Here is a 23,993-nt window from a genome sequence, read left to right as displayed (position 1 = left end):
CTCCTCTTTGCCATATTTCACGCTATAACATGTAATGTCAGTTTCCCCAGTTCACCGTAATCTGCCATTATTTCATCGCTTGCCTGTATCGATACGGCATCTGTAATTCCGCCTACCAAAACAATCATTCCAGCCTGAATGGAAAGTCCTTCACGGCTAATCATTTTTACCAGTTCCACAATCGAATGAATCGGATGATCGAGCACAGCTTCACCGCGACCCCTCTTTTGCATTTCACCATTTTGATAAAGCGTAACTTCTGCTTGAGCCCAGTCCATGTGATATGGAGAATAAGCTTGATTGCTTAGCAAGATTTTGGCTGAGGATGCGTTATCCGCCACTACATCGGTAAGTGTAAAAGAAAAATTTTTATAACGGCTGTCAATGACTTCAAGAGCAAGAAATACACATTCCACAGCCGGCCAGACATCTTTCGCGGTTATATTTGCACCTTTCAATTCATCCTTGAACAAAAAAGCAAATTCAGGTTCCACTCTTGGATGAATGAGCTCCCCAACTTTTAATACTGGTTTAGTTAGTTCCATTGCAGATGTCAACCTGCCATATATCGCTTCCTCCACCCCTACTTGCTGTTGTTTGGCTTTACTCGTCAAGCCCATCTTCCACCCGATGAGTTTGTTATCATCAGTGAGTGTCTCATTTATGCTCAACTTCTGAATTTCATATGCTTGATTTACAGTAAGATCAGGATTGGATAATGTAAGCTTATCCATCTCACGACCGTTTTTTTGCGATTCGGCTACCCGTATTGCGAGTTGATCTAGTTTCATCTTAAAGTCCCTTCTTTCTGAAATGCCATTTGCTCAGCTACTTCAATTATGGTATCTTCCTGTCCACCAACCACTTTTTGTCGACCAAGCTCCACCAAAATATCCCGTGCGTCAACTCCATACTTTTTCGCCGCTTTATTTGCATGCAATAAAAAGCTGGAGTAAACGCCACTATACCCCATGATTAAACTAGAGTCTGTTATTTCCTGGGGCTTGGGCATGATTGCATTTCCAACTTCCTCCGAAAGATCAAGCATTTTATATAAGTCAATTTCGGTACGGATACCCATCCTATCCAGAACGGCAACAAGCACTTCCGTCTGGGTATTGCCAGCACCTGCACCGAGACAACGGATGCTGCCATCGATTCTATTCGCCCCTTCTTCAATTGCCACAAGTGAATTTGCCACTGCGAGTGATAAGTTATTGTGAGCATGAAAACCAATATCGATATTCAGCTTTGATCTTAATAACCGGATTCGCGTCCTCACGTCTTTGGGCAAAAAAGAACCTGCGGAATCAACAACATACACAGCATCCGCTCCATAGGATTCCATTAAAATGGCTTGTTCAAGAAGTTTTTCCGGTGATGCCATGTGAGACATCATTAAAAACCCGATTGCTTCCATACCGAGATCTTTTGCAGCTTCCAGATGTTGCCTTGAGACGTCCGCTTCCGTTACGTGGGTTGCAATCCGCGCCATTTTCGCCCCCACTTGAGCGGCTTCTCTTAATTGGTCGATTGTCCCTATACCAGGGATTAAAAGTACTGAAATAACCGATTGGCCTGCAACTTCAACAGCGGCTTCCACCAATTCAATATCATTCACTTTTGAAAAACCATATTGTAGAGATGATCCGCCCAGACCATCTCCATGCGACACTTCAATATAAGGGACACCGGCAGCACTAAGTTTTCCAGTCATGTTCTTTACTTGATCAATGGTGAATTGATGTGCAACTACATGGCTGCCATCCCGCAATGCAACTTCAGTCACCAATACATCTTTACTCAAATGAACCCCACCTTTACAGTTCCGATTTCTTATTCAACCATAGTGTTCGAAATGGCATTTAGCGACTTCTTCCCCAACTTTTACAGCTGAAGCCGTCATTATATCCAAATTACCTGCATATACGGGAAGAAAATCTCCTAACCCTTTCACTTCCAGGAGGACTGTTATTTGTTTTCCATCAAATATCGGCCCTGTCTTCAGGCGATATCCCGGAACATATTCAGAAACTTTTTCCGCCATCTTATTTATGGACGCTGTTATTGCTTTCACATCAAAGGAATCCGATTGAAGCAGACAATGAATCGTATCCCTCATGATGAGTGGAGGTTCAGCCGGATTCAACAGAATAATGGCCTTCCCCTTTTTCGCTCTACCCACCTGTTCCAGGGCCCTTGCCGTCGTTTGTGTGAACTCATCAATATTTGCACGGGTTCCGGGACCGGCACTTTTACTGGAAATTGTCGCTATGATTTCGGCATATTCGACCTGGGCGACTTGACTGATCGCATGAACGATGGGGATTGTTGCCTGTCCGCCGCATGTAATCATGTTAACAACCGCCTCATTCAAATTTTCTTTTAAATTCACGGAAGGAACAATGAACGGTCCGATTGCGGCAGGAGTCAAGTCTATCAGCTTCTTGTTCATCCTTTTCAAGGCTTCGCAGTGAAAAACATGCGCCTTCGCAGATGTCGCATCGAATAAAATATCTGCAAGTTCCGGCCTTTCCAAAAATCCATCCATGCCATTTGCAATGACATGATGTCCATGAATCCTAGCTTTCTTCAAACCCTCAGATTCCGTGTCGATACCAATCATCACCGACATTTCCAGAACATCCGACCGATGAATTTTCATCATTAAGTCCGTGCCGATATTCCCTGATCCTATAATGCCTACTTTTAGTTTTTTCAAGGCCGTTGTGCTCCTTTCACTCAAAATTAACCGATACCTTTCCAAGTTTTTCTCCAAAGTCAGCAGTAAACCGGTCACCCGGTTTCGCTTCGATCGCTGCTGATAATGCACCTGATAAAATGACTTCTCCTGCATTCAATGAGCCTTTAAACCGATGCAGTTTGTTTGCTAGCCAGGCTACGCACGTTGCTGGATTTCCAAGTACTGCTTCACCTGTTCCTTGGTTAATGAATTCGCCATTTTTATATAGACTCATTTGAATGGAAGGGAGGTCGATTTCACTCAAATGAATTTTGCTATCTCCCAGAATATATAAGCCGGATGATGCATTATCCGCCACAGTGTCCGAAAGTTTAATCTCCCAGTCCTTCACCCGGCTATCAACCACTTCGATCGAAGCAACCACATAATCAGTGGCCTCGATTACATCATCAACCGTAATATTTGGGCCATGTAAATCTTTCCTTAATATGAAAGCTACTTCTGCCTCCACTTTTGGCTGGATTAACCGCAAACTCGAAATGCAGCCGTCATTTTCTATTTTCATCGTATCTAGTAAATGTCCATAATCCGGTTCATCCACTCCCAGAACCTCCTGCATAGCCTTTGAAGTCAAGCCTATCTTCTTACCTGATACTAACAGACCGGCCTGGGTTTTCCTTCGAATCGTTTCAAGCTGAATTTGGTAAGCATCCTCCACATCCAAATCCGGAATTTCACTTGTAGGGGCCGAAATTCCCATTCCTGTTTTTTCCGCTTTTAAAAACCTGGCAGACCAATCTGTAATACTAACGTTCATGTTGCTTTCCTCCTTTTTTATAGTTTAATCGTGACGTTAGACAATTCACTGTAAAATTCGAAACTATGCGATCCGCCTTCGCGACCGATGCCGCTGTGCTTCATGCCGCCAAAAGGTGTGCGCAAATCACGCAAATACCAGGTATTCACCCAGATAATGCCCGCTTCTATTTTAGAAGCGACTCGATGCGCCCTCCTTAAATCATTGGTCCAGATCGTTGCCCCCAGTCCGTAATGAGTGTCATTAGCGTGCTCCAATACTTCTTCTTCCGTTTCGAAAGGCATGACCGTTACCACAGGACCAAAAATTTCTTCCCGTACACAACGGGATTCACTCGTAACTCCGGCAATGATCGTCGGTTCAATGAAAAATCCTTTTTCAAACTGTCCTGCCCTTCTTCCTCCAGTTAATATTCTCGCTCCTTCTTCTTTCGCCAGATCAATGTACGTCATAACTTTTTTATAATGTTCTTTTCCTATTACAGCTCCTACTTCCGTTTCGGAATCAAACGGGTCCCCGACTTTTAATTTTTTTGTTCGGGCAACCATCTTTTCAAGGAATTCGTCATACAATTCTTGCTGAACATAGATTCGTGATCCACATAAACAAACTTCACCTTGATTCATGAAGCTTGATTTCAATGTCGTTTCGATTACTTCATCAAGATTCGAGTCTGCAAACACGATGTTCGGATTTTTCCCGCCCAGTTCAAAAGAGATTTTTTTCAACGTGGGCGCGGCAGCTTTCATGATCGCCGTTCCCGTTTTTGTTTCCCCAGTGAATGTTATCGCATCAACATCCGGATGTTCACTTAGAGCAGCTCCTGCTGAATTCACACCATATCCATGCACAAGATTGACAACGCCATCGGGAACTCCCGCTTCCTTACAAATCTCCATTAACTTCGTCGCTGTCATCGGTGTTAGTTCAGCTGGTTTCATAACCGCTGTATTGCCGGCTGCCAGGCATGGTGCCAATTTCCAAGTCAATAATAACAATGGTAAATTCCAAGGATTAATCATCCCTACCACTCCTACCGGCCGCCTAATAGAATAATGAAGTGCTATGTTGTTCTGGTTGAAGGATTCATTGCCAAGTGTAGTTATATAGTCTGCAAAAAAGTGGAAATTGTGAGCTGAACGCTTGATGTCCATTTCCATTGCTAGGCTATATGGTTTCCCTGTATCAAGGGTCTCCAACATTGTCAGTTCTTCTTTCTTTTCCAAAATGAGATCGCCGATTCGCCTTAAAACAGCCGAGCGTTCATTATCGGTAAAAGTTTTCCAAGGACCTTTAAGCGCATGTCTTGCTGCAGAAACAGCTTGATTCACCTCCTCTTCCCCTCCTTCTGCAACCCATCCAAGTATTTCTTCCGTTGCGGGATTGATATTGTCAAAAGTCTTGGATTGATTTGGATTCAGGAATTCCCCGTTAATGAAGTGCCGGCAATCTATTGATTTAACTGTATTCATGCTATCCTTTGCTGCTTGCATGATGAACATCCCTCTCCCTTCATTGAGACACGGGCTTAGTCATGTGCCTCAATCTTGTATTTCCACAATCATTTCAATTTCAATTGCAGTGTTATTTGGAAGCTGGGCCATTCCCACTGCTGACCGAGCATGTCTGCCCCTCTCTCCAAATACGGCCACAAGCAGGTCAGATGCGCCATTCAATACTCTGGGCTGTCCTGTGAAATTTTCGGCTGAATTAACCATTCCGAGAATTTTGATGACCTTCTTCACTCTGGATAGTTCTCCAAGCTCATCCTTCAGCACTCGCAGAAGATTAATCATTGACTGTCTCGCTGCCTGATACCCTTCCTCTTCCGTAAGCTCTTTGCCAACCTTTCCGTGAAAATCATCTACACCTTGTCCGGATGTGAAAATCAGATTTCCCACCCGGACGTGGCTGACATAGTTGCCGACCGCTTGCCTTGGCGGCTCAAGCAAGATACCAAGTTCCTCAAGTACTTGTTCTGGCGCTTTGATCTGTTTTTCCATGCTTCTCCCCTCGCAAGTCCAAATTTAAAAACCTCAATGCATTTCCTCCAAGTAGATTCGCTTTCACTTCATCCGAGAGATTTAGCGTGTCATCAATCACTTGACCGGGAGGCTTTTCTCTCAATAAAAATGGATAATCGGAACCCATCAGCACTTTCTTATATCCAAAACGGTCAATCAAATACTGAATATTCCTGGGCTCATAGTTGAGGGAATCGAAATAAAACTTTTGTGCATAATGACTTGGCGGCATTGATGTTTTCCTTAACTCCGGCCATACTTCCCAACCTTGATCGATCCGCGGTAAAATATATGGAAAAGAGCCCCCGCCATGGGCAAAACAGAGTTTCAGATTCGGGAACTTTTCCATTACGCCACTCCATGCAATGCTTGCTGCCGCCAATGCCGTTTCACTCGGCATCGCGATTGTATACATGAGATTATGCCGTTCCGTTCGGTCTTTGGCCATTGTCTCCCATGGATGTATAAACAGCGGGACATTCCATTTTTCAGCCATTTGAAAGAATTCCAATAAAACAGGAGAATCCAGATTCTCTCCATTTATGTTAGTACCGATCTCTATCCCCGCCAGGCCAAGTTCAAATTTACAGCGTTCCATTTCATCAATTGCCGCTTTCATATCCTGAAGCGGTACAGTACCTAGACCGATGAACCTGTCAGGATGAATGTTCACAGTCTCGGCAATGAAGTCATTCTGGAACTGGGACAAGTATAGCGCCTGATCTATCGGCGCCCAGTATGAAAATGTCACTGGCACCGGTGAAAGCACCTGCATATCGACTCCTTCGGCATCCATATCCTGAATGCGCTTTTCAGGGTCCCATACCTGGTCAGTCACTTTCCTGAACAGCTTTCCGCTTACCATGATATCCGCTCCGCAAGAACATTTCCGCTCTAACACTGGCCAGCGTCCCTGACCAAATGCACCGGTTAAATCAGGCAGGTCCAACGGAAGAATATGTGTATGAAAATCTATTCGCATTTCCAAGCCTCAACGTTTTCTGACATGACATGACCGCATTCACTACAGGTGCGAAGTTCTTCGCTTCCGTTGAAAGCCTCGATGGCTTCTTTCACCTGGATTTCGATATTCGTCAATTGGATCGTAACTTTGTGCATTTCATGGTTACAAATCCCGCAGAACCAAACAAAATCTTCAAGCTCATCTTTAGCACGCTTACGCTCTATGACAATGCCGTAAGTATCAGAAACACGATGGGGAGAATGAGGTACATCAGCTGGCAGCATGAACATTTCCCCTTCTTTCACCTCCACTACTTCGCGTTCGCCGTCTTGGTTGATGCATTCTACATAGCAGGAACCCTTTATCTGATAAAATAGCTCGTCAGAAGGGTCTACATGAAAGTCACGCCGAAAATTCGGACCCCCCAGTAGCATGACAATGAATTCGGAATCTTCCCAAAGCACTTTGTTATTAACCGGCGGTTTCAATAAATCTTTATTGTCTTCAATAACTTTTAGTAGATTTAATGATTTAGCTTGTAATTTTGAAGATTGAGCATATCCTTTCATAAATACTACCTCCCGCTTCCATTTTCATAATAGTTAAAAAAATCACACTAGTGACATATAACCAACTTGTTTTGAAATCATTTGTGCCGAACGAATCACCGACTGAATAATTCTCGTTTTTTCTTTCCCGATCATATAATTTCGATCCCCCACAAGGTTAAGTGCCGCAATGACTTGGCCGTTATAGGATTTAATGGGTGCAGCTACACCATATAAGCCATAATCATTTTCATCATCACTAATAGCAAATCCTTGATTGCGGATGTCCTTTAACTCTTCATTCAATTGATTAATGCAAGTGATCGTGTTAGTTGAGTGCTTCAATAGCCCTTTTGCGAGCGTAGGCTGAATAAAAGATGGGTTAAAGGCAAGCAATACTTTCCCCGTACTCGTACAATGAGCTGGTTTTCTTGCCCCTATATATGTGGTCATATGCTCGGCATGAGGGGACGACATTTTCATCACAAACCTGACTTCGCCTTCGTGAAACATCCCGATGTGAGAATTACCTTTAAATTGCAGGACAAGATTACTGATAATTGGACCCGCCTCATAATGAATATCCTGCTGATACATGACTTTACTGCTCCACTCAAGCAACTTCCATCCAAGCCGGTACTTTCGATCTTTTCCTTGGATGAGCATGCCTTCCTTGCACATCGTTTTCACTAGATGATGTGCTGAGCTTGGACTCATTTTCAATTTTTCAGCTATCTCCTTATTTCCAAGTGAGGGTTCCTCATTAGTGAATAAATCCAGTATCTTTATAAGCTTCTCAACGGACGAAATCATGACGGCCCCCCTCCCTATTCAATTATAAAAATTACTGGTTAACCGCATCGATGGCTACTTGCATCGGTTTGTTAAGTACTTCGTCGACCATGCTAAAGTTGTTGTTTTTCTTATATTTATTATAAAAAATCGCTCTTTTCCGAACTGGATCACCCGTATAATAGCGTTCATATTGAAGGAGGCGCTGTCCAAATGCTTCCCCGCATAAATCCCAAGCCAGTTTAAACACCCGAACGCGCTCTTCGGCTGAAACCCCGCTTCGCCCTCCATAATATTTATCGATATCCACTCGCAATTCCGGATTATCAAAGTCTGCTCCTGTAGGAGACATCAACAGCCCTCCAGCTCCAATGGTCTGGATAACCTCGATGGCACGCGGATACATCTCCGGAAGGAAGCCGCGAATCGTTTCCAATGCATCCGGATTTGGCCGGGCCTCACCGTAGTCATTAATCGTATATTCATATTCAGCTACCCGGAGCAGTGAACGGATGACTTCGACGGATTGAACAAGTTCACCCAAATCACGCTGTACATGCAGGAATCCATCAACTCCGATGGAATCTGCCACTTTACAAGCAACCTCAACGGCAAATGCCAGTTTAATATATCCCCTCACGCCTGATTGGTGAGCAGGCTGTTCAGCGATCCCCGTCATTGGATATAAGCGGTTTGCCGCCTCCACATTGTTGTAAAGGAAGACGCGATTCCAAGGAACCAGTACATCATTGAATACAAGCAGGGCGTCCATTTCCTCATAGCGGGAAGCCAGTGGATGGTCAAACATCGAGCGTGTCCCGTCCTGCATTGGTTCCCGGCAGATTATGCGCAGTCCGGGCGTATCGATAGGCAATGCAAATGCAACCGCGTGACGTTCATCGCCTGGTGTGAATCCCGGGAAAGAATAGATAATCACTTCATCTGTAATCGGTGCCAGGGTTGCTAACATTTTTGCACCGCGTACAAGTATTCCTTCTTCTTTTTCTTCAACTGTCCCTAAGTGGGTATATGTTTCTTTTTGTTCATGAGATTGCTTGCTTCGATCATTTTGAGGATTAATTATTGCATGCGTTAAAAATAAATCATTGTCACGAATATAGGTATAATAATCCTTGATGTTCTTTGACCAGTCTTGGTTGTATTTATCAAGAAACCAGGAGTTATGCGCCATGGAAGTGACCACGACATTTAAAAAGTCCGGCGTTCTACCCATAAGTCCATATGTCATCCTTGCATACACTTCAAATAATTTACTTCTTTTTTGCAAATCCTCCGATGTCTTCGGGAATAAGAAAGCATTGTTAACACGTTCTCCGGTTTCTTTGCATATGTGAGTGATTTCATCTTGATATTTCGGATCATGTTGAATGTCATACAAATTTGCAATTTCTTGAATTGGCTGTTTGAAAATTGGCTCATTATAAATATCCTCAACAACTCTTCCACCAAGCCAGACTTCCGGTTTCCTTGATTTAATTCTGTTAATATATTCTTCGCCCGTTTTAATGCCCATCAGAATCCCCCTTATTTTACAAGCTGTTTAGCAGACCCCATTTTCCCTTGATAAAAAGTAAGCGCTTCCAAATCTTCAAAATGTAACTTCTGGATTTCACCGATGAACAACATATGATCACCAGCATCATACTCTTTCCATGGCTTGCATTCCATCCAAGCAACACTTCCATTAATTTTTGGCGAAATCCCCTTGTTATCCCAGTCGATTTCAAGTGTTCCCTGGTTGCTGCCCGCAAATTGCCATGCAATGGATTCTTGTTCATCCGACAAAATATTAATGGTAAAAGATTTATCTTTCATGCTCGTGCAGGCTTTTGCTTCTTTATCAATTGATACCAAAGCAAGCGGGGGATCCAAGGAAACCGAGGTAAATGAATTCACAGTAATGCCCTTTTGAACCTCCCCATCAAACCAGCTCACTATCGTGACTCCGGTTGGGAATTTACCAAAGCAATTTCTCAACTCTCGCCCATCCAACTAATCACCTCCTACTCTTTTATTATGAATTCATTATAGTAAACTTAATATTTTTAAAAACCATATAATTTCATAATGTGAAATTATAGGAAAAATTTATTTTTAATTTTGAACTATCAAAAGATCTCCCCGAAGAAATGACTTTCATTACCGCATTATCAAAAATCAGTGTTAAACTATCCATGTTCATTCAAATTTCCAGCTTAATTAATAACTGCCTTTTTTTGTTCTTGACTTGAATAGATGAAAGTGGTGAGGAAAGTTTCAATTTTGCGTTCCTTTAGAAAGTTCTACCAGTTAATTGTGGATATTCCTTTAAAAAAGAGTGTGGTTTTGAATTACCGCTATGAAGTAAAAGCTGTAATCGGAACAGGAAGCTACGGTATTGTTTATCGTTGCAATGATTTGAAAATGAATGAAAATATCGTGATCAAACAGCTCAGGAAAAGTAAACGCCGCAGCAAAAAAGAGCTGAAACAGTTTGAAAATGAAATTTCCATATTACGAATGTTAAACCACAGAAATATCCCTAAATTTCACGAGAAATTTTCGCAAGATGGAAATGTTTATTTTGTGATGGATTTCATAGAAGGGGATAATTTAGAAGACCATATTTTCTTGAATCAATTAACGTTCAATGAGAAAGAGTCTCTATATTTTCTGCATAAGCTAGTCGAATTAGTATGTTATCTACATGAGCATGACATTTTCCATCAAGATTTACGTATACCGAATATTTTACTTAAGAATCATCAGCCCATTTTGATAGACTTTGGTTTGTCCAAGATGATCAATTCGGACAACCTCGCTAAAGAATCCATTTTGCAGCTGAAAAGGCAGGATTTTTACGACTTGGGGGAAATACTTCTATATGTACTTTATACGACGTACGCTTCCAAAAGTAAAAAAGCACTTCCTTGGACAGAAGAGCTTTCGTTAGAAAAAGAAACCGTGCATATACTGAAAAGGTTATTAAGCATCCAAGAACCTTATTCAGATATTAAAGAAATCTCAATCGACCTGCAGGCTGTATTGAAGTCAAAGAATTGGAATTAGCTGCTGCTGCCCCGCCCTTTTCTCTTGTAGCGGTCACTTCCACTCATGGGATACCTTTTGTACCCCCGGCTGCTGCTGCTGCTCCCTCTGCGATAATGCCCATGTCTTCGCTCACTGCTGCCTTGGGAAAGCTGTTTGATTTTTTTCATTATTTTCTTTAGCATTTCTTTCACCTCTTTTATTTTGGTTTTAAAGCCTGTTATTCATTTAGCCTAACATAGTCACAGTATAAACCTTATTAATAAGTACTATAATTTTTTTTCATTTATGTTACAGTCCATTACTGCTTCATGGAGCCGGCTTTTTTCATTGTTGGTCATGGGAAAGCACTAAATCCCTTCGACTGACCAATTATACAAAAATAATCACTTTTCCATTTTAGAGGTTTGTTATATATTTTCTGTTTCCGAATCAGTCAGTAAACAAAAAACCTGGCGAATATTTCTTCGCCAGGTTTTTTTCTTCGTTCACTTTTTATTTTACAGCTTCTTTTAATTCCTTACCTGCTTTAAAAGCAGGTACTTTACTAGCTGCAATTTGTATTTCTTCGCCAGTTTGCGGGTTTCTTCCTGTACGGGCAGCACGGTCACGCACTTCAAATGTACCAAAACCAACTAATTGGATTTTTTCATCTTTAGCAAGTGTAGCCGTGATTGTTTCAAACAATGCATCCACTACTTTTTTTGCTTCGTCTTTTGTCAGTTCAGCTTGTGCTGCAACACTGCTCACTAATTCTGTTTTATTCATATGAACACCTCATCCTTTTATTTTGTATAAAATATGTAGAGAAGACAACATATCATATCTTGTATGCCTCTGTCACTTAATATGGCTAATTAAAAGGAATTGTAGCTCAAAATTGATCTTTTTTGCAGATAAAAGGGCCTAGATCAACATACTAAGCACCGTCTGACTCTTGTTCAACTATCTGCAGTTTCCAGCTGCAGCCATTGATAGATGGTTTCCATATCAATGTTTTCTTCCAGATGGGAAGCCAAGAGATTATAGGCTTCCTCCCTGCGCTCCGAGTCGCTTTGAACGTTTTCCTTCACTTCATCCAACCCCTTGTTCCGTCGAATTTGGTTAACCAGTAATCTAGTGAACAAGCGATTATGGAATATTCCATGGAGATAAGTTCCCATAACTTGGTTGTCATTGGAAATGGCTCCATCCGCTCTTCCATCCTTCAATAATAAAAAGGGCCTTACTTGTGACTTCAATGTCGTTCTGCCTAAATGTATTTCAAAACCGTTTAGATTCATTTGACTTTCCATTATCCCAGCAGAAAGGACACCTTCCATTTGTACCGTTTTCTTTTCTGCTTGAAAGACGGTTTCCACCGGAAGAAGCGAAAGTCCTTCTGCGTTCTCACCGTCACCCTCGACAGCATCAGGATCGAAAAGTTTAGTCCCTAGCATTTGAAAACCGCCGCATATGCCAAAGATCATCGTTCCTTGTTTCCGCCGTTCATCGATGGCCCCATCCAATCCCATACGTTTCAACCACTCTAAATCTTCCATCGTGTTTTTTGTACCCGGCAAAATTAGCAGATCGGGATTACCTAACTCATGGACACTGCTAACAAGTCGGACACCTACTCCGGGTTCATCGAAAAAAGGATCCACATCTGTAAAATTGGAGATCCGCGGAAATCTCAGGACGGCTACATCGATCGGAAACTCAGCCTTTTTAGGTTTTTTAAAACGTAAGGAAGAGAGGGCAAGTGAATCTTCCGCTTCAATATTCACGTCTAGATAGGGCAGCACCCCGAGAACCGGAATCCCGGTTTCCTTTTCCACCCATTCAATGCCATCGTCCAACAATTCACGCATGCCACGAAATTTATTGATGATGATTCCCTTTACACTATCTCGTTCTTCTTGATCCAATAAGGCAAGTGTCCCGATAATGGACGCAAATACTCCACCACGATCAATATCGGCCACTAAAATGACAGCCGCATCCGTGAGTTTAGCCATTCGCATATTTGCAATATCCCGGTCCTTAAGGTTAATTTCAGCAGGACTTCCTGCCCCCTCGAGTACGATGATGTCATATTCATCTTGTAGTTTTTCCACCGATTTACGGATGATGGGCATGGCTTGCTGGACAAATTGGGACCGATAGCTTTTTGCATTCATATCAAGAAAATGCTTTCCGTGAACGATCACTTCCGAAACCATATCCTGCTTCGGTTTCAGTAATATCGGATTCATATCGGTCGTTGCCGTTATCCTTGCTGCTTCCGCCTGTACCCCCTGAGCCCGTCCGATTTCACCGCCATCCAAGGTTACATAAGAATTCAAAGCCATGTTTTGTGATTTGAAAGGGACGACATGTAATCCTTTATTGGAAAACACCCGGCAAAACGCCGTACAAATCAAACTTTTCCCTACATCGGATGAAGTCCCTTGTATCATGATGGATCGTGCCTTCATTACGCTCACCCCCTAAAACTCTAATCCTTTGACTGCACCGATACCCTCGTCATAATAATGCTTGGCCGCCTCGATCGATGAAACCAAATCCGCCATTTCCATAAGCTCTGGCTTGGCGTCCCTACCGGTAATGACTATATGCATATGAGCGGGACGATTTCGTATTGCATCGATGACTTCAGCCAATGGCAAGACATCATCAATCGGGAATTTGGAAATGGCTAAAGCATTGTTCAGCTCATCCAAAACAAGTAAATCAATTTCCGGATCAGCAAGGGCCAGTTTCGCCTTTTCCCAAGCTAACGCCAATGCATTGCGATGCTCTTCCGGGGTTTTGGTCCAGGTGAAACCAATACCTAGCTGTTCCATTTTAACTCCTAATTTTCCCAATGCCAATGCTTCCCCATATGTACGCTCTGGAGATTTAATGAACTGAAGGTATTTGACATTCATTCCTCTGCCGATCGCCCTTAAAGTCACCCCTAATGAGGCAGTCGTCTTGCCCTTCCCGTTTCCGGTATAAATAAGCATTAATCCTCTGCGTGCCACTCACTCACCTACCCTCATAGCCAAACTGTTTTTTCTATGTATGAAGTCCTTTTAGTAGCAGGAACCGGTTGATCGCCTTTAGGGTATCCGACAAAAATGGTGCCGATCACTTTTTTGTTATCCGGTGAACCGATAAATTCGTGCAGGCGTTCATCCCTGACAAGACCCACTCCTCTAGTGCGCCAAACGAATCCAAGACCAAGTTCTTTCGCGGCAAGCCACATCGAATGGACGGCACAACAAGAAGCAAATACATTGTCTTCGGATGAATCTGGATCGTCAGGTAAAATATCAGAAGTCACGACTATGATAAGCGGTGTCGTCTTTACAACTTCCAGTGAACTGTCAATCAATTTTGGTTTGGTAGGAAAGCGTTCATGTAAATACCTTTCTGCCAATCTTTCATAACGGTGCTTCGCTTCCCCCTTGATAACATAAAAACTCCAAGGTTCACGCAATCGGTCGTTGGGGGCATAGGTAGCCGCTTCCAATAACTGTCTGATTTTTTCGTCTTCCACTTCTTTTCCTTCGTAATTCCTTATTGCCCGGCGTTCCTTCAATTCTTGAATGATGGACATTCCAACTCATTCCTTTCCTTAATGGACTCTGATTCAATCACTCTTTCAAACCATTGGATTTTTTCTCTTAATTGGACGACATCCCCTACTAGAAAGATTGACGGATTTTGAATTTCTTCTTTTACAGCCTTCGAAGAAATCGAACTCAAAGTACCGGTGATCGTCCTTTGTTTATCTGTCGTGCCCCATTCAATGACGGCCACTGGTGTTTTACCGTCCCTGCCATGCTCCATCAATTTTTCACAGATGAACGGCATATTACCAATTCCCATATAAAAGGCAATGGTATCGATGCCTTGAGCCAACGCCTGCCAATTCAGGTTATCCTGCCCCTTGTAATCACGGCCATGGCCTGTCACAATGGCATAACTTGAGGCATGTTCACGGTGGGTTACCGGGATGCCCGCATAAGCCGGTGCTGCGATTCCTGCTGTGATTCCTGGGACGATATCATATTCAATCCCGTTAGCAGCCAGTATCTCCGCTTCCTCACCGCCACGCCCGAAGACAAATGGATCTCCACCCTTCAGACGGGTGACGTTTTTCCCCTGTAAGGCTTTTTCCACTAAAAGTTCATGTATTTCATTTTGAATGAGATGATGTTTCCCTGGTGATTTCCCGCAATACACCAGTTCTGCATCTTCTTTTGCATAGTTTAATAGTTCTGGATTGACAAGCCTGTCATATGCAATGACATCCGCCTTTTGGATACATTCCAGTCCATATACCGTAATCAATTTCGGATCTCCGGGACCCGCACCGACCAGATGAACTTTTCCCGGTTTCATGCTCGCGCCTCCTCTTAAGCTTCAAAAAATACCTTTTACTAGTTGATAGTTTCATGGGCAGATCTGTTTTTTTGTTTTAAGCAAGCATCGATCCAGTTCTTTGCAAGTGTTGGATTGGAAGCAAAATGAAAGTGGGTATACCCAGCAACAAGGTTGTCCAATACACACCCCTCTTGTTTCGAACCGAATCTGCCTTTGGCTTCATAAGCATGTGTAAGATCAGCATCCGCTTCAAATGTCGAGTAGTGGAATTCATGACCTTTTGCCTGCTCCATTTCGTTGATCAAAAAATTGCCTGGAGTTCCTGTTATTTCACGATATCCTAGTGCTGCCAGTTTTTTCTGCATTTTAATCCTGCCCGGTATGATTCCTGCCATCTGATGCGTTTCTCCGGAAGTCGTTTCAATCGATTTGCTCAAAAACATGAAACCGCCACATTCCGCTAGAGTCGGCATCCCCTTTACAATGAAGTTTCTGATGGATTTTATGGCACCCATGTTACCGGAAAGTTCAGCTGCAAATTCCTCAGGAAAACCGCCACCAAGGTATAAACCATCGGCATCCAATGGAACTTCTTCCCCTTTTAAAGGAGAAAAATACTTGATGTTCGCCCCATATGCTTCAAGTAATTCAAGGTTTTCCTGATAATAAAAATTGAAGGCTGCATCTTTTGCGACGGCAATGCACACGTCACTTTCATTTTGGTGTTGAAATATATTTGAGTTCCCACTGGAAACGGGATTTGTCTTTGACAATCGGTATAACTGATCGATATCGATCGTTTCCATGACTAATTGTGCAAGCTTATCGAAAAACGGATTTAGTTCACCGCGTTCAATAGCAGGGATTAAACCCAAATGACGGCTTGGAATATCAATATCCATTTCCCGCTTCATATAACCGAGCACCGGTACATTGCATTCTTGCTCAATGGCTGATTTGACAATTTTATAATGCCCTGCACTTCCCACTTGATTGGCAATGACCCCAATGATGTTCGGACCGGTCGAAAAGTCCTGAAATCCTTTTACAATGGCAGCTGCACTCCGAGCCATGCTGGCACAATTGACTACCAACAGGACAGGGCTTTGCGTGATGATGCTGATTTCAGCCGTCGACCCTGTATTGGATAACGGATTTTTGCCATCGAAGAAGCCCATGACTCCTTCGATGATCGATATATCAGCTCCGGTACCTGCTGTGTTAAGAATTTCCCGGACAGTGTCATGTTCGAACATCCAACTGTCAAGATTGCGTGAAATCCGTCCTGTAACTGCGGTATGATAAGTAGGATCAATATAGTCAGGACCACATTTGAACCCTTGAACCGTATAGCCTTTCTTCTGGAGGGCTGCCATGATTCCGATGGTCAATGTCGTTTTACCGACCCCGCTTCCGGTACCCGCTATTACCAATCTTCTATCATTCATAATTCTTCTCCCTCCTTAAAAAGGAATGACCCCAACTGAAATGGTTACGTTCCCCGATTTTTTCTTTACAAGCTCCAATTGTTCAGCTTTAGTATAAATCCTCACAGCCGGTTCACTCACACCATATGCACCCGTGTATTTAAATACGGTATCCGATGGCGCTTCGATTTTGGCTTGATTAAGCTCTTCGGGTTCATAATGCACGAATTCCCAGCCGTATTTTTCAACTACTTCAATCAAGCCGATTTCGTCTTTCTTTAAAGAAATTGTACAAATCGCTTTAACGCTTTTTATTGAAAATGATAATTCGGCTAGTGTTTCTGCAATCACCTGCTCGATTTCAGCCGCCGCCGTTCCCCTATTGCATCCGATACCTAGGGCAATGACCTTTGGACGATATACGATCCCATTTTCAAGGATCCTCATTTCCGACTGGCTAAGCATGCGGTGAGTCACGACCAGAGCTGCTTGCGGCTCTGCTTTAAGCGCTTCTTCAATGGATGGGTATACGATAATTCGTTCAGGTAATGCCGTTTCATAAGGCCACCAGTTCCGTTCCCCTGACTCCTGTACAACGGCAACATGCTCTTCATTTACTACTGAAGCACTTACTGGCGTCAATTTTTCTGCTGAATCCCAAATCCAGCCGAAGCGCTGGCCGAATAAGTCGACAGGAATCGTTTTTTGTACATCCGAAGCCGTCGTGATGATGGCTCTTGCGTCAAGCGCTGCAGCCACTTCCTTTGTCAGTTCATTTGCCCCTCCCAGATGCCCTGAAAGTACACTGATAACATTTTCCCCTTTATCATCAATGACTACGACACCTGGATCCGTTTTCTTATCCTTCAAAATTGGTGCAATCATCCTGACTACTGCCCCGAGAGAAATAATTAGTATGATTCCTTTATATTCCTTGAACAAAGCTGGCAATAGCATACGGACACTGCCCGAAAAAAGCTGGATCTGTTTATGCTCTTCGTCCCCTTTTTCAAACTTGCTCATGTAATATAGATCGGAATTCGAAAAAACGGTATGTAATTTTCGTGCCAGCTCGACGCCATGCTTTGTAATCGCTACGATCGCATAAGTATGGGACCGTTTAATGGGAGCAAGTTCCGCTTCTTTCAATTCAATGATCATGGTTTAACACCTTTTCTGAAACCGTGGGTAAAGCTCGCATCATATAGTTTGGAACGGTATTCATCTTTATCATGGATGTCAGGGTCCAAAGCCCATCCAGCCAAAATCATCGCGTGCTTGCGGATACCGTTTTGACGCATGGCATCATCTAAGTTCACTAATGTGGTACGGACAATTTTTTGATCCGGCCATGTTGCCCGTTGAATGACTGCGACCGGTGTTTCATCCTTCCAACCTGCTTCCTGAAGTTCTTTAACGATTTTTTTTGTCAAGGTCGCACTCAAGAAAAGGGCAATCGTACAATGATGACTAGCCAAATCACGTAATTTTTCAAATTCTGGAACAGGCGTACGTCCTTCAGCCCTCGTTAATATGAGTGTCTGGGTTAAATCAGGGATAGTCAGCTCTGCTCCTATTGCTGCTGCTGAGGCGAATACCGAACTCACTCCAGGGATCACCTCATAACCAATACCCTCTTTCTTCAATAGGACAATTTGTTCCATGATTGCACCGTACATGGCAGGATCCCCTGTATGGATTCTGGCAACCATCTTTCCTTCTTTAACACGATCGACCATGATGCCAACAATTTCTTCCAAATGCATTCCAGCCGTTTTTAGCACCTCAGCATCGGGTTTTGCCTTAGCAATCAATTCTTCATTCACTAATGAATCCGTATATAAAATCACATCGGCCGTTTGGAGAATGTTCAATCCTTTTACAGTAATCAAATCCGGGTCACCCGGTCCGGCCCCTACAATATATATCTTCATTTTCTCACCACCATCAATGTTAAGTATTCTAGTTCAAGTCCTTCCAATTCACTCACTTTCCAAATCACTTCTTCATCGGAAGTCACTTTGGTTACGACCGAGGCCTTTTCAAGTAAGTCCAAATCTTTTAAAACGGAAATCATTAAATCGATGACCTTTGCCACTTTGATGAACACCACGGCATCATGATCTTCGATCGCCTTCTTCATCGCTTCATAATCATCCCTTGCAGGAACTATCGCAACATGATCATCACCATCAGCCAAAGCGATGCCCAGCCTTGACGCTGATCCATTAAAGGAAGAAATGCCCGGGACCGTCTTGATTTCGACCTCAGGATGCAACTCCTGCATCAATTTCATCATATGTATGAACGTACTATATAAAAGCGGATCGCCTTCCGTAACGAAAGCTACATCTTTTCCTTCATTTAATTTTTGCCAAACCTTTTCAACCGTTCCATTCCATTCCCGATCCAAGATGGCTTGATCTTTCGTCATCGGAAAAACAAGGCCCAGCATCTCCTTCTCTTCAGGACGAATGTAAACTTCAACAATGCGATGGGCGTAGCTTTTACTCCCTTTTCTTTTTTTTGGATACGCAATGACCGGAGATTCCTGAATCACGCGAAATGCCTTTACTGTAATTAGCTCTGGATCGCCCGGGCCCACGCCTAGGCCATATAATGTACCAAGATTACTCATTCATGTCTTCCTTTCGTTGTGCAGTAATGATATAAACCGGATTAAGAGGTACAAATCTGTTCATTCCCAATATTGGCTTACTTCTGGAGATTTGCGCATGCATGATGGAAGTGTGAAAACCAGCTTCAGCAAATGCCTCATTAGCCCGGTAAAGATTCTCGATCGTCGCAGCATTCAGAACGATCCTGCCGCCTTCTTTAAGACGGTTGCAGCAAGTATTGATCAGCTCTGCCATTTCGCCGCCGGTCCCGCCAATGAAGATTGCATCAGGATCCGGAAAAGTTTCCAATCCCTGCGGGGCTTTTCCATGAATAGAGGTTATATCGGTACGGAATTTACGTTGGTTTTGATAACAGTTTTCTAAATCAGGCTCATTTTTTTCAATTGCGAAGATTTGGCCTTCGGGTGCAAGTTTGGCCGCTTCAATTGCCATTGAGCCCGTACACGTCCCAACATCCCAAACTATGCTGTTTTTCCTTAGCTTCAACGCATGCAGACTCAATACTCGAATTTCCTTTTTGGTTATGAGGCCTTTGTCCGGCTTACGCTGCGAAAATTCTTCATCTTCTATCCCCAAGGACCAGCTTGGACCTTCTGATTTTCTTTTCAAAATGACGACATTCAACGGGGAAAATTCACGTTCCATCATTTCACCTAGTTCATACCAGCCAGATTCTTCGGCTTCTCCTTGAAGGTTTTCAGCCACAAATGCCCGGTATTCAGTCATTCCGAATGAAAGGAGATATTTAGCCAGTTGATTAGGACTATTTTCACTGTCTGTAAGTAAGGCCACTTTCGCTTTCCCATCAATTCTTTGGGCCAGCCCTTTCATACTGCGGCCATGAATGCTGACGAGAAAGGCATCTTGCCAGCTTTCCCCCATTTTTGCGAAAGCAAGCTGAATCGAACTGAAATATGGGTAAACCTCCATGTTGATTTTGCTGGAAAGATAGCCTCCCATTCCATAAAACAGTGGGTCACCGGAAGCTAAGACAACCGTTGGACGAGTTTCATCCTGCAGTTGCTCCACGACCTTTTTCAAGCCGCCCTTTATGGCAATCTTCTTGCCAGAATAGTTCGGAAAGAAGGATAAGATCCGTTCACCTCCGACCAGCACTTCACTTTCTTCTATCCATTGGGCATATTGAGGCAGTAAGCTTTCCTGACCGTTATCCCCTATCCCAATTAATTTAATCGATTGACTCAATTCCAACAGCCCTTCCCAGTAATTGTCCTTTCAACGAATAAATCGCCGTTTCCATTTCAATGCCGCCCTTCACCTGGTTAATGGCAGAGTGACAGCAGGATTCACATAGTTTATTAAAAAAGTCAAAGTTATTAATGGCTGACATCATATCCCCGACTTGTGACGCTGTGTTTGCATTCTTTATTTCAAGAACAAGATCATCTTCGGCTCCGACGCTTTGGGCTATTTCCGATAGAAAACCAAAGTCGACCGGGGCACTTTTTGAATGCACCATCATCACACCTTGGGCCACTTTGGAGAATTTACCCATCATGCCGACCAGTGAGACCTTTTTAATTCCCTGCCTCTTACATTGCTTAAGTGAGAAGCCCACAAAATCACCCATTTCAATAAAGGCTTCCTCAGGTAAGTCTGGAAGAAGGCCCATTGCATACTTTTCACTGCGCCCGCCAGTCGTTAAGACTAGATGCTCACACCCGCTCGCTTTGGCGACACTGATAGCCTGGACGATACTTGCCATATATGCGGAACTGGAAAAAGGGACGACAGTGCCCCTTGTTCCCAAAATGGAAATGCCTCCTACAATCCCCAAGCGGCCATTTAATGTCTTTTTCGCTATTTCTTCACCTGCGGGTACGGAGATGACGACTTTCACTCCTCTATTGATCTTAAATTCTTCCAATGTTTGCTGCACAGTGGTTAAAATCATTTTGCGCGGTACAGGATTAATAGCCGCTTCCCCTACAGGAACGGGAAGCCCGGGTTTGGTCACACGACCAACTCCGGTCCCTCCATCCAAGATAATCCCAGGTGCATCGGACCAGCTGACAGTAGAGATAATATGGGCCAGATGGGTGGCATCGGGGTCATCTCCGGCATCTTTAACCGTTTCTGCACTAACCGCATTTTCGGATATTTCATATTTCTCAATAGTGAAAGTGGCATCTCGGCCAATTGGCAAGGAAATCGTTGCCTCCTCTAGTGCATCCCCCGTGATCAATGCAGTCAATGCCGCTTTGGTCACGGCTGTCGAACATGCTCCCGTCGTATATCCATGACGCATTTGTGAGGGGTCTTTTTTCACTTTCTTTTCCATGTTTTTTAACTATCAGCTAAAAGGGAAATCGCGTTCAATGCGGCAACAGTGACAGTACTTCCACCTTTTCGGCCAATATTCGTAATGAATGGAACTTCTGTGATCTTAGCGAGTTCCTCTTTCGATTCTGCTGCAGAAACAAACCCAACAGGCATTCCAATGATTAAGTCCGGTTTTGCAATCCCTTCTTTAATAAGGCGAATGAGCTCGAGTAAAGCGGTAGGTGCATTGCCAATGGCATAAATGCCCCCTTCATTTTCCTTTACAGCTTTTTGCATCGAAATGATTGCCCTTGTCGTATTCAAACGTTTTGCTTCGACCATCACATCCGGATCTGAAATATAGCAATGAACGTCCCCGCCGTGTTTTTGAAATCTTTTTTTGCCTGTACCGCTCTCGATCATTTGCACATCAGCAATGACATGCCTTCCTTTGCGAATGGCTTCCACACCAGCTTGAATGGCATTTGGGTGGATGATGACACTTCTTCCCAATTCAAAATCCGCTGAAGCATGAATGACCCTGCGGACGATCTTCCATTCATCTTCTGAAAAATCATGATTGCCCATTTCTTCAGCAATGATTGAAAAGCTATAATCATATATTTTGTCAGGGTCTACCGTGAGTGGTTTAAAATCCGTTTTAAAATCCATCTTGCATTCCTCCTATTTTTCAATTAGCTGTTTATTCAACTCGGCAATGACATGATCGAAACTGGAATGAACATTCTGATAGTCAACATTCGGTCGTGATATCATGATCGTCTCTATTCCACATTCCAACGCGGCTTCCAATTTCTCATCAACCGCACCGACCTTGCCACTTTCTTTCGTTATCATCAATGTGACACCATACTGTTCATATAGTGCTTTATTTAATTCTTTGGAAAATGGCCCTTGAATCGCAACGATATTTTTTTGTTCAATGCCCAACTGCGCACATTTTTCCATATTGTCCATGCGTGGCAGCATTCTCGCTATGACTCTGGTATTCTCGAGCCCCACCAATTCTTTTGCGAACACGGCCAGGGTTTTACTCCCGGTCGTGAGCATGATGACTCCCCGTTTTGCAGCGGCAAGCTTGGCAGCTTCCTCATAATCACGGACAACTATTAATTTATCATTCTGAAACCATTGACTTTCACGCTCATAACGAATATAAGGGACATTTGCTGCCTTTGCTCCGATAAGGGCGTTTTTGGATGCTTCTTCGGCAAATGGGTGACTTGCATCCACTACAGCCTGAAAACCTTTTGCAGAGATTAAAGATGTCATATCCTCTGCAGATAATCGGCCAATCCGGGTGGATATCCCTGCATCCTGCAAACTCTTGGCCGCCGATTCGGTTACAACAGTTGCCAAAACCTTGAACCCAACCTGCTGCATCTCAATCGCTAATTCCCTTGCATCACTTGTACCCGCCAAGAACAGAATCATTTTGATGTCCCCACCGCTTTCCCATCATGATCGTGGTGATGATCATGGTCATGGTCATGGTCGTGGTCGTGATCGTGGCCGTGGTCGTGATCGTGGTCGTGATGATGGTGATGGTGAGCATGGCCATGTTCCTCGACATGTTTACGATAGTTTTCCAAATCACGCGCCCCGCTTGACCTGCCTTCACTGGCTTCAATTACTCGTTCTTGCAGAATGTTCTGTAAGGTTGGATGATATCCAAAATACTTTGCCAAAATGAAATCTCGATCATGATATTGCTCTTGATAACTTTTCAGCATATCCTCCATTCTTTCCATCAACACCCCTGTGAAGAGGAAATATGGCAGCATCACCACTTTTTTCGCCCCTAAGCGGATGCAGCGTTCAATACCTTCATCAACGTGCGGGTCCGTTACACCCATGAAAGCCGTTTCGACCCATTTAACGTTTAATTTTTCCCATAATAATCTTGAAATTTTATATATATCACTATTTGCATCAGCATCACTGCCGCCTCGGCCAATTAGCAAAATCGCTGTCTCAGCATGTTCAGAGTCCGTATCGAACCCCGCTTCCTCAAGACGGTCTGTCAGGATCGTCAATACATCATGGTGGACCCCGATCGTTTGGCCATATGTGAATTTCACTTCTGGATACTTGGTTTTCCCATCCTCTATTTCAGCTGGGATATGTAATTTCGAATGTCCTGCATGCAACAAAATGATCGGTATGACGATGACTTCAGTAGCCCCTCGTTTTACACAATTATCAATGCCTTTGGATATATTCGGTGCCGCAAATTCCAAGAAGCACGTTTCCACTAGAAAACTCTCATCCAATGCAGGTACCATATTTTCAATAAAATGACGGACTTCTTCATTTCCCGAAGCCAAGCGGCTTCCGTGTCCTACGAACAAAACTGCTTTCATTTACTTT

Annotated in this window: 27 protein-coding genes; 1 reads left to right on the top strand and 26 read right to left on the bottom strand. The window is 43.4% G+C overall.

Annotated elements, in window-relative coordinates; translation table 11 throughout:
* Positions 1 to 17: 17 nt before the first annotated feature.
* From J7I96_RS10990 to J7I96_RS10940, 11 genes are read right to left on the bottom strand one after another with little or no spacing between them, the layout of a single operon-like run.
* Positions 18 to 791: a 2-keto-4-pentenoate hydratase gene (locus tag J7I96_RS10990; protein ID WP_214768028.1), complete on the bottom strand. Its 774-nt coding sequence runs from the start codon at positions 789 to 791 to the stop codon at positions 18 to 20.
* Positions 788 to 1,807 (bottom strand): 4-hydroxy-2-oxovalerate aldolase, encoded by a 1,020-nt coding sequence (gene dmpG / locus J7I96_RS10985; protein ID WP_214768027.1) that lies wholly within the window; start codon positions 1,805 to 1,807, stop codon positions 788 to 790. The genes J7I96_RS10990 and dmpG overlap by 4 nt, the downstream gene beginning before the upstream one ends.
* 33 nt (positions 1,808 to 1,840) lie before the next feature.
* Positions 1,841 to 2,857, bottom strand: coding sequence for an acetaldehyde dehydrogenase (acetylating) (locus tag J7I96_RS10980; RefSeq protein ID WP_214768026.1), 1,017 nt, complete (start codon positions 2,855 to 2,857; stop codon positions 1,841 to 1,843).
* Positions 2,739 to 3,521: a 2-keto-4-pentenoate hydratase gene (locus tag J7I96_RS10975; RefSeq protein ID WP_214768025.1), complete on the bottom strand. Its 783-nt coding sequence runs from the start codon at positions 3,519 to 3,521 to the stop codon at positions 2,739 to 2,741. Before J7I96_RS10975 ends, J7I96_RS10980 begins: the two co-directional genes overlap by 119 nt.
* Positions 3,522 to 3,538: 17 nt before the next feature.
* Positions 3,539 to 5,014 (bottom strand): aldehyde dehydrogenase, encoded by a 1,476-nt coding sequence (locus J7I96_RS10970; protein WP_214768024.1) that lies wholly within the window; start codon positions 5,012 to 5,014, stop codon positions 3,539 to 3,541.
* A 48-nt stretch (positions 5,015 to 5,062) separates the two neighbouring features.
* The gene (locus J7I96_RS10965) at positions 5,063 to 5,524 is read right to left on the bottom strand and encodes a RidA family protein (protein ID WP_214923833.1); all 462 of its coding nucleotides are present in this window, start codon (positions 5,522 to 5,524) and stop codon (positions 5,063 to 5,065) included.
* Complete coding sequence (locus J7I96_RS10960) at positions 5,487 to 6,533, bottom strand: amidohydrolase family protein (protein ID WP_251025035.1); 1,047 nt, start codon at positions 6,531 to 6,533, stop codon at positions 5,487 to 5,489. The genes J7I96_RS10965 and J7I96_RS10960 overlap by 38 nt, the downstream gene beginning before the upstream one ends.
* Complete coding sequence (locus J7I96_RS10955) at positions 6,518 to 7,078, bottom strand: 3-hydroxyanthranilate 3,4-dioxygenase (protein ID WP_214768021.1); 561 nt, start codon at positions 7,076 to 7,078, stop codon at positions 6,518 to 6,520. Before J7I96_RS10955 ends, J7I96_RS10960 begins: the two co-directional genes overlap by 16 nt.
* A 42-nt stretch (positions 7,079 to 7,120) precedes the next feature.
* The gene (locus J7I96_RS10950) at positions 7,121 to 7,870 is read right to left on the bottom strand and encodes an IclR family transcriptional regulator (RefSeq protein WP_214768020.1); all 750 of its coding nucleotides are present in this window, start codon (positions 7,868 to 7,870) and stop codon (positions 7,121 to 7,123) included.
* A 31-nt stretch (positions 7,871 to 7,901) separates the two neighbouring features.
* Complete coding sequence (locus tag J7I96_RS10945) at positions 7,902 to 9,383, bottom strand: 4-hydroxyphenylacetate 3-hydroxylase family protein (RefSeq protein WP_214768019.1); 1,482 nt, start codon at positions 9,381 to 9,383, stop codon at positions 7,902 to 7,904.
* Positions 9,384 to 9,394: 11 nt separating this feature from the next.
* On the bottom strand, positions 9,395 to 9,862 hold the full coding sequence (locus J7I96_RS10940; RefSeq protein ID WP_214768018.1) for a flavin reductase family protein: 468 nt from the start codon (positions 9,860 to 9,862) through the stop codon (positions 9,395 to 9,397).
* A 327-nt stretch (positions 9,863 to 10,189) separates the two neighbouring features.
* Between J7I96_RS10940 and J7I96_RS10935 the strand changes: the two genes are divergently transcribed.
* Positions 10,190 to 10,918 carry a protein kinase domain-containing protein gene (locus tag J7I96_RS10935; RefSeq protein WP_311315219.1) on the top strand — a complete coding sequence of 243 codons (729 nt, stop codon included), beginning with the start codon at positions 10,190 to 10,192 and terminating at the stop codon, positions 10,916 to 10,918.
* Here the strand turns inward: J7I96_RS10935 and J7I96_RS10930 are convergent.
* The 15 genes from J7I96_RS10930 to J7I96_RS10860 all read right to left on the bottom strand — a co-directional run bounded on the left by J7I96_RS10930 (position 10,915) and on the right by J7I96_RS10860 (position 23,986).
* Positions 10,915 to 11,082 (bottom strand): hypothetical protein, encoded by a 168-nt coding sequence (locus J7I96_RS10930; protein WP_153246085.1) that lies wholly within the window; start codon positions 11,080 to 11,082, stop codon positions 10,915 to 10,917. The two genes, J7I96_RS10935 and J7I96_RS10930, sit on opposite strands and share 4 nt — an antisense overlap.
* 310 nt (positions 11,083 to 11,392) lie before the next feature.
* Positions 11,393 to 11,665, bottom strand: coding sequence for an HU family DNA-binding protein (locus J7I96_RS10925; protein ID WP_034312477.1), 273 nt, complete (start codon positions 11,663 to 11,665; stop codon positions 11,393 to 11,395).
* Positions 11,666 to 11,838: 173 nt separating this feature from the next.
* Complete coding sequence (locus J7I96_RS10920) at positions 11,839 to 13,356, bottom strand: cobyric acid synthase (RefSeq protein ID WP_214768017.1); 1,518 nt, start codon at positions 13,354 to 13,356, stop codon at positions 11,839 to 11,841.
* Between the two features lie 12 nt (positions 13,357 to 13,368).
* The gene (locus tag J7I96_RS10915) at positions 13,369 to 13,905 is read right to left on the bottom strand and encodes a cob(I)yrinic acid a,c-diamide adenosyltransferase (protein WP_214768016.1); all 537 of its coding nucleotides are present in this window, start codon (positions 13,903 to 13,905) and stop codon (positions 13,369 to 13,371) included.
* Between the two features lie 14 nt (positions 13,906 to 13,919).
* Entirely contained in the window at positions 13,920 to 14,483 is a 564-nt protein-coding gene (locus tag J7I96_RS10910) for a nitroreductase family protein (RefSeq protein WP_214768015.1), read from the bottom strand.
* Positions 14,462 to 15,271 (bottom strand): uroporphyrinogen-III C-methyltransferase, encoded by an 810-nt coding sequence (gene cobA, locus J7I96_RS10905; RefSeq protein WP_063576400.1) that lies wholly within the window; start codon positions 15,269 to 15,271, stop codon positions 14,462 to 14,464. The genes J7I96_RS10910 and cobA overlap by 22 nt, the downstream gene beginning before the upstream one ends.
* Positions 15,272 to 15,309: 38 nt before the next feature.
* Positions 15,310 to 16,701: a cobyrinic acid a,c-diamide synthase CobB gene (locus tag J7I96_RS10900; protein WP_214768014.1), complete on the bottom strand. Its 1,392-nt coding sequence runs from the start codon at positions 16,699 to 16,701 to the stop codon at positions 15,310 to 15,312.
* A 15-nt stretch (positions 16,702 to 16,716) separates the two neighbouring features.
* Positions 16,717 to 17,841 carry a cobalt-precorrin 5A hydrolase gene (locus J7I96_RS10895; RefSeq protein WP_214768013.1) on the bottom strand — a complete coding sequence of 375 codons (1,125 nt, stop codon included), beginning with the start codon at positions 17,839 to 17,841 and terminating at the stop codon, positions 16,717 to 16,719.
* Positions 17,838 to 18,614, bottom strand: a complete 777-nt coding sequence (gene cobM / locus J7I96_RS10890) for a precorrin-4 C(11)-methyltransferase (protein ID WP_048678465.1) — start codon at positions 18,612 to 18,614, stop codon at positions 17,838 to 17,840. The genes J7I96_RS10895 and cobM overlap by 4 nt, the downstream gene beginning before the upstream one ends.
* Positions 18,611 to 19,318 carry a precorrin-2 C(20)-methyltransferase gene (gene cobI, locus J7I96_RS10885; RefSeq protein WP_057275921.1) on the bottom strand — a complete coding sequence of 236 codons (708 nt, stop codon included), beginning with the start codon at positions 19,316 to 19,318 and terminating at the stop codon, positions 18,611 to 18,613. The genes cobM and cobI overlap by 4 nt, the downstream gene beginning before the upstream one ends.
* On the bottom strand, positions 19,311 to 20,525 hold the full coding sequence (gene cbiE, locus J7I96_RS10880; protein WP_214768010.1) for a precorrin-6y C5,15-methyltransferase (decarboxylating) subunit CbiE: 1,215 nt from the start codon (positions 20,523 to 20,525) through the stop codon (positions 19,311 to 19,313). Before cbiE ends, cobI begins: the two co-directional genes overlap by 8 nt.
* Positions 20,509 to 21,621 (bottom strand): cobalt-precorrin-5B (C(1))-methyltransferase, encoded by a 1,113-nt coding sequence (locus J7I96_RS10875; protein ID WP_054396212.1) that lies wholly within the window; start codon positions 21,619 to 21,621, stop codon positions 20,509 to 20,511. The genes cbiE and J7I96_RS10875 overlap by 17 nt, the downstream gene beginning before the upstream one ends.
* 5 nt (positions 21,622 to 21,626) lie before the next feature.
* Positions 21,627 to 22,274, bottom strand: coding sequence for a precorrin-8X methylmutase (locus tag J7I96_RS10870; RefSeq protein WP_034312499.1), 648 nt, complete (start codon positions 22,272 to 22,274; stop codon positions 21,627 to 21,629).
* 12 nt (positions 22,275 to 22,286) lie between these two features.
* Positions 22,287 to 23,057: a precorrin-6A reductase gene (gene cobK / locus J7I96_RS10865; protein WP_214768008.1), complete on the bottom strand. Its 771-nt coding sequence runs from the start codon at positions 23,055 to 23,057 to the stop codon at positions 22,287 to 22,289.
* The gene (locus tag J7I96_RS10860; RefSeq protein ID WP_214923836.1) at positions 23,054 to 23,986 is read right to left on the bottom strand and encodes a sirohydrochlorin chelatase; all 933 of its coding nucleotides are present in this window, start codon (positions 23,984 to 23,986) and stop codon (positions 23,054 to 23,056) included. The genes cobK and J7I96_RS10860 overlap by 4 nt, the downstream gene beginning before the upstream one ends.
* Positions 23,987 to 23,993 lie beyond the last annotated feature (7 nt).

Origin of the sequence: Bacillus sp. ISL-78, assembly GCF_018613455.1 — a bacterium.
In the GTDB taxonomy this organism is placed as follows: Bacteria; Bacillota; Bacilli; order Bacillales; family DSM-1321; genus Peribacillus; species Peribacillus frigoritolerans.
The sequence above is the reverse complement of the archived record's forward strand: the minus strand, read 5'-3'. Positions and strand labels throughout refer to the sequence as shown.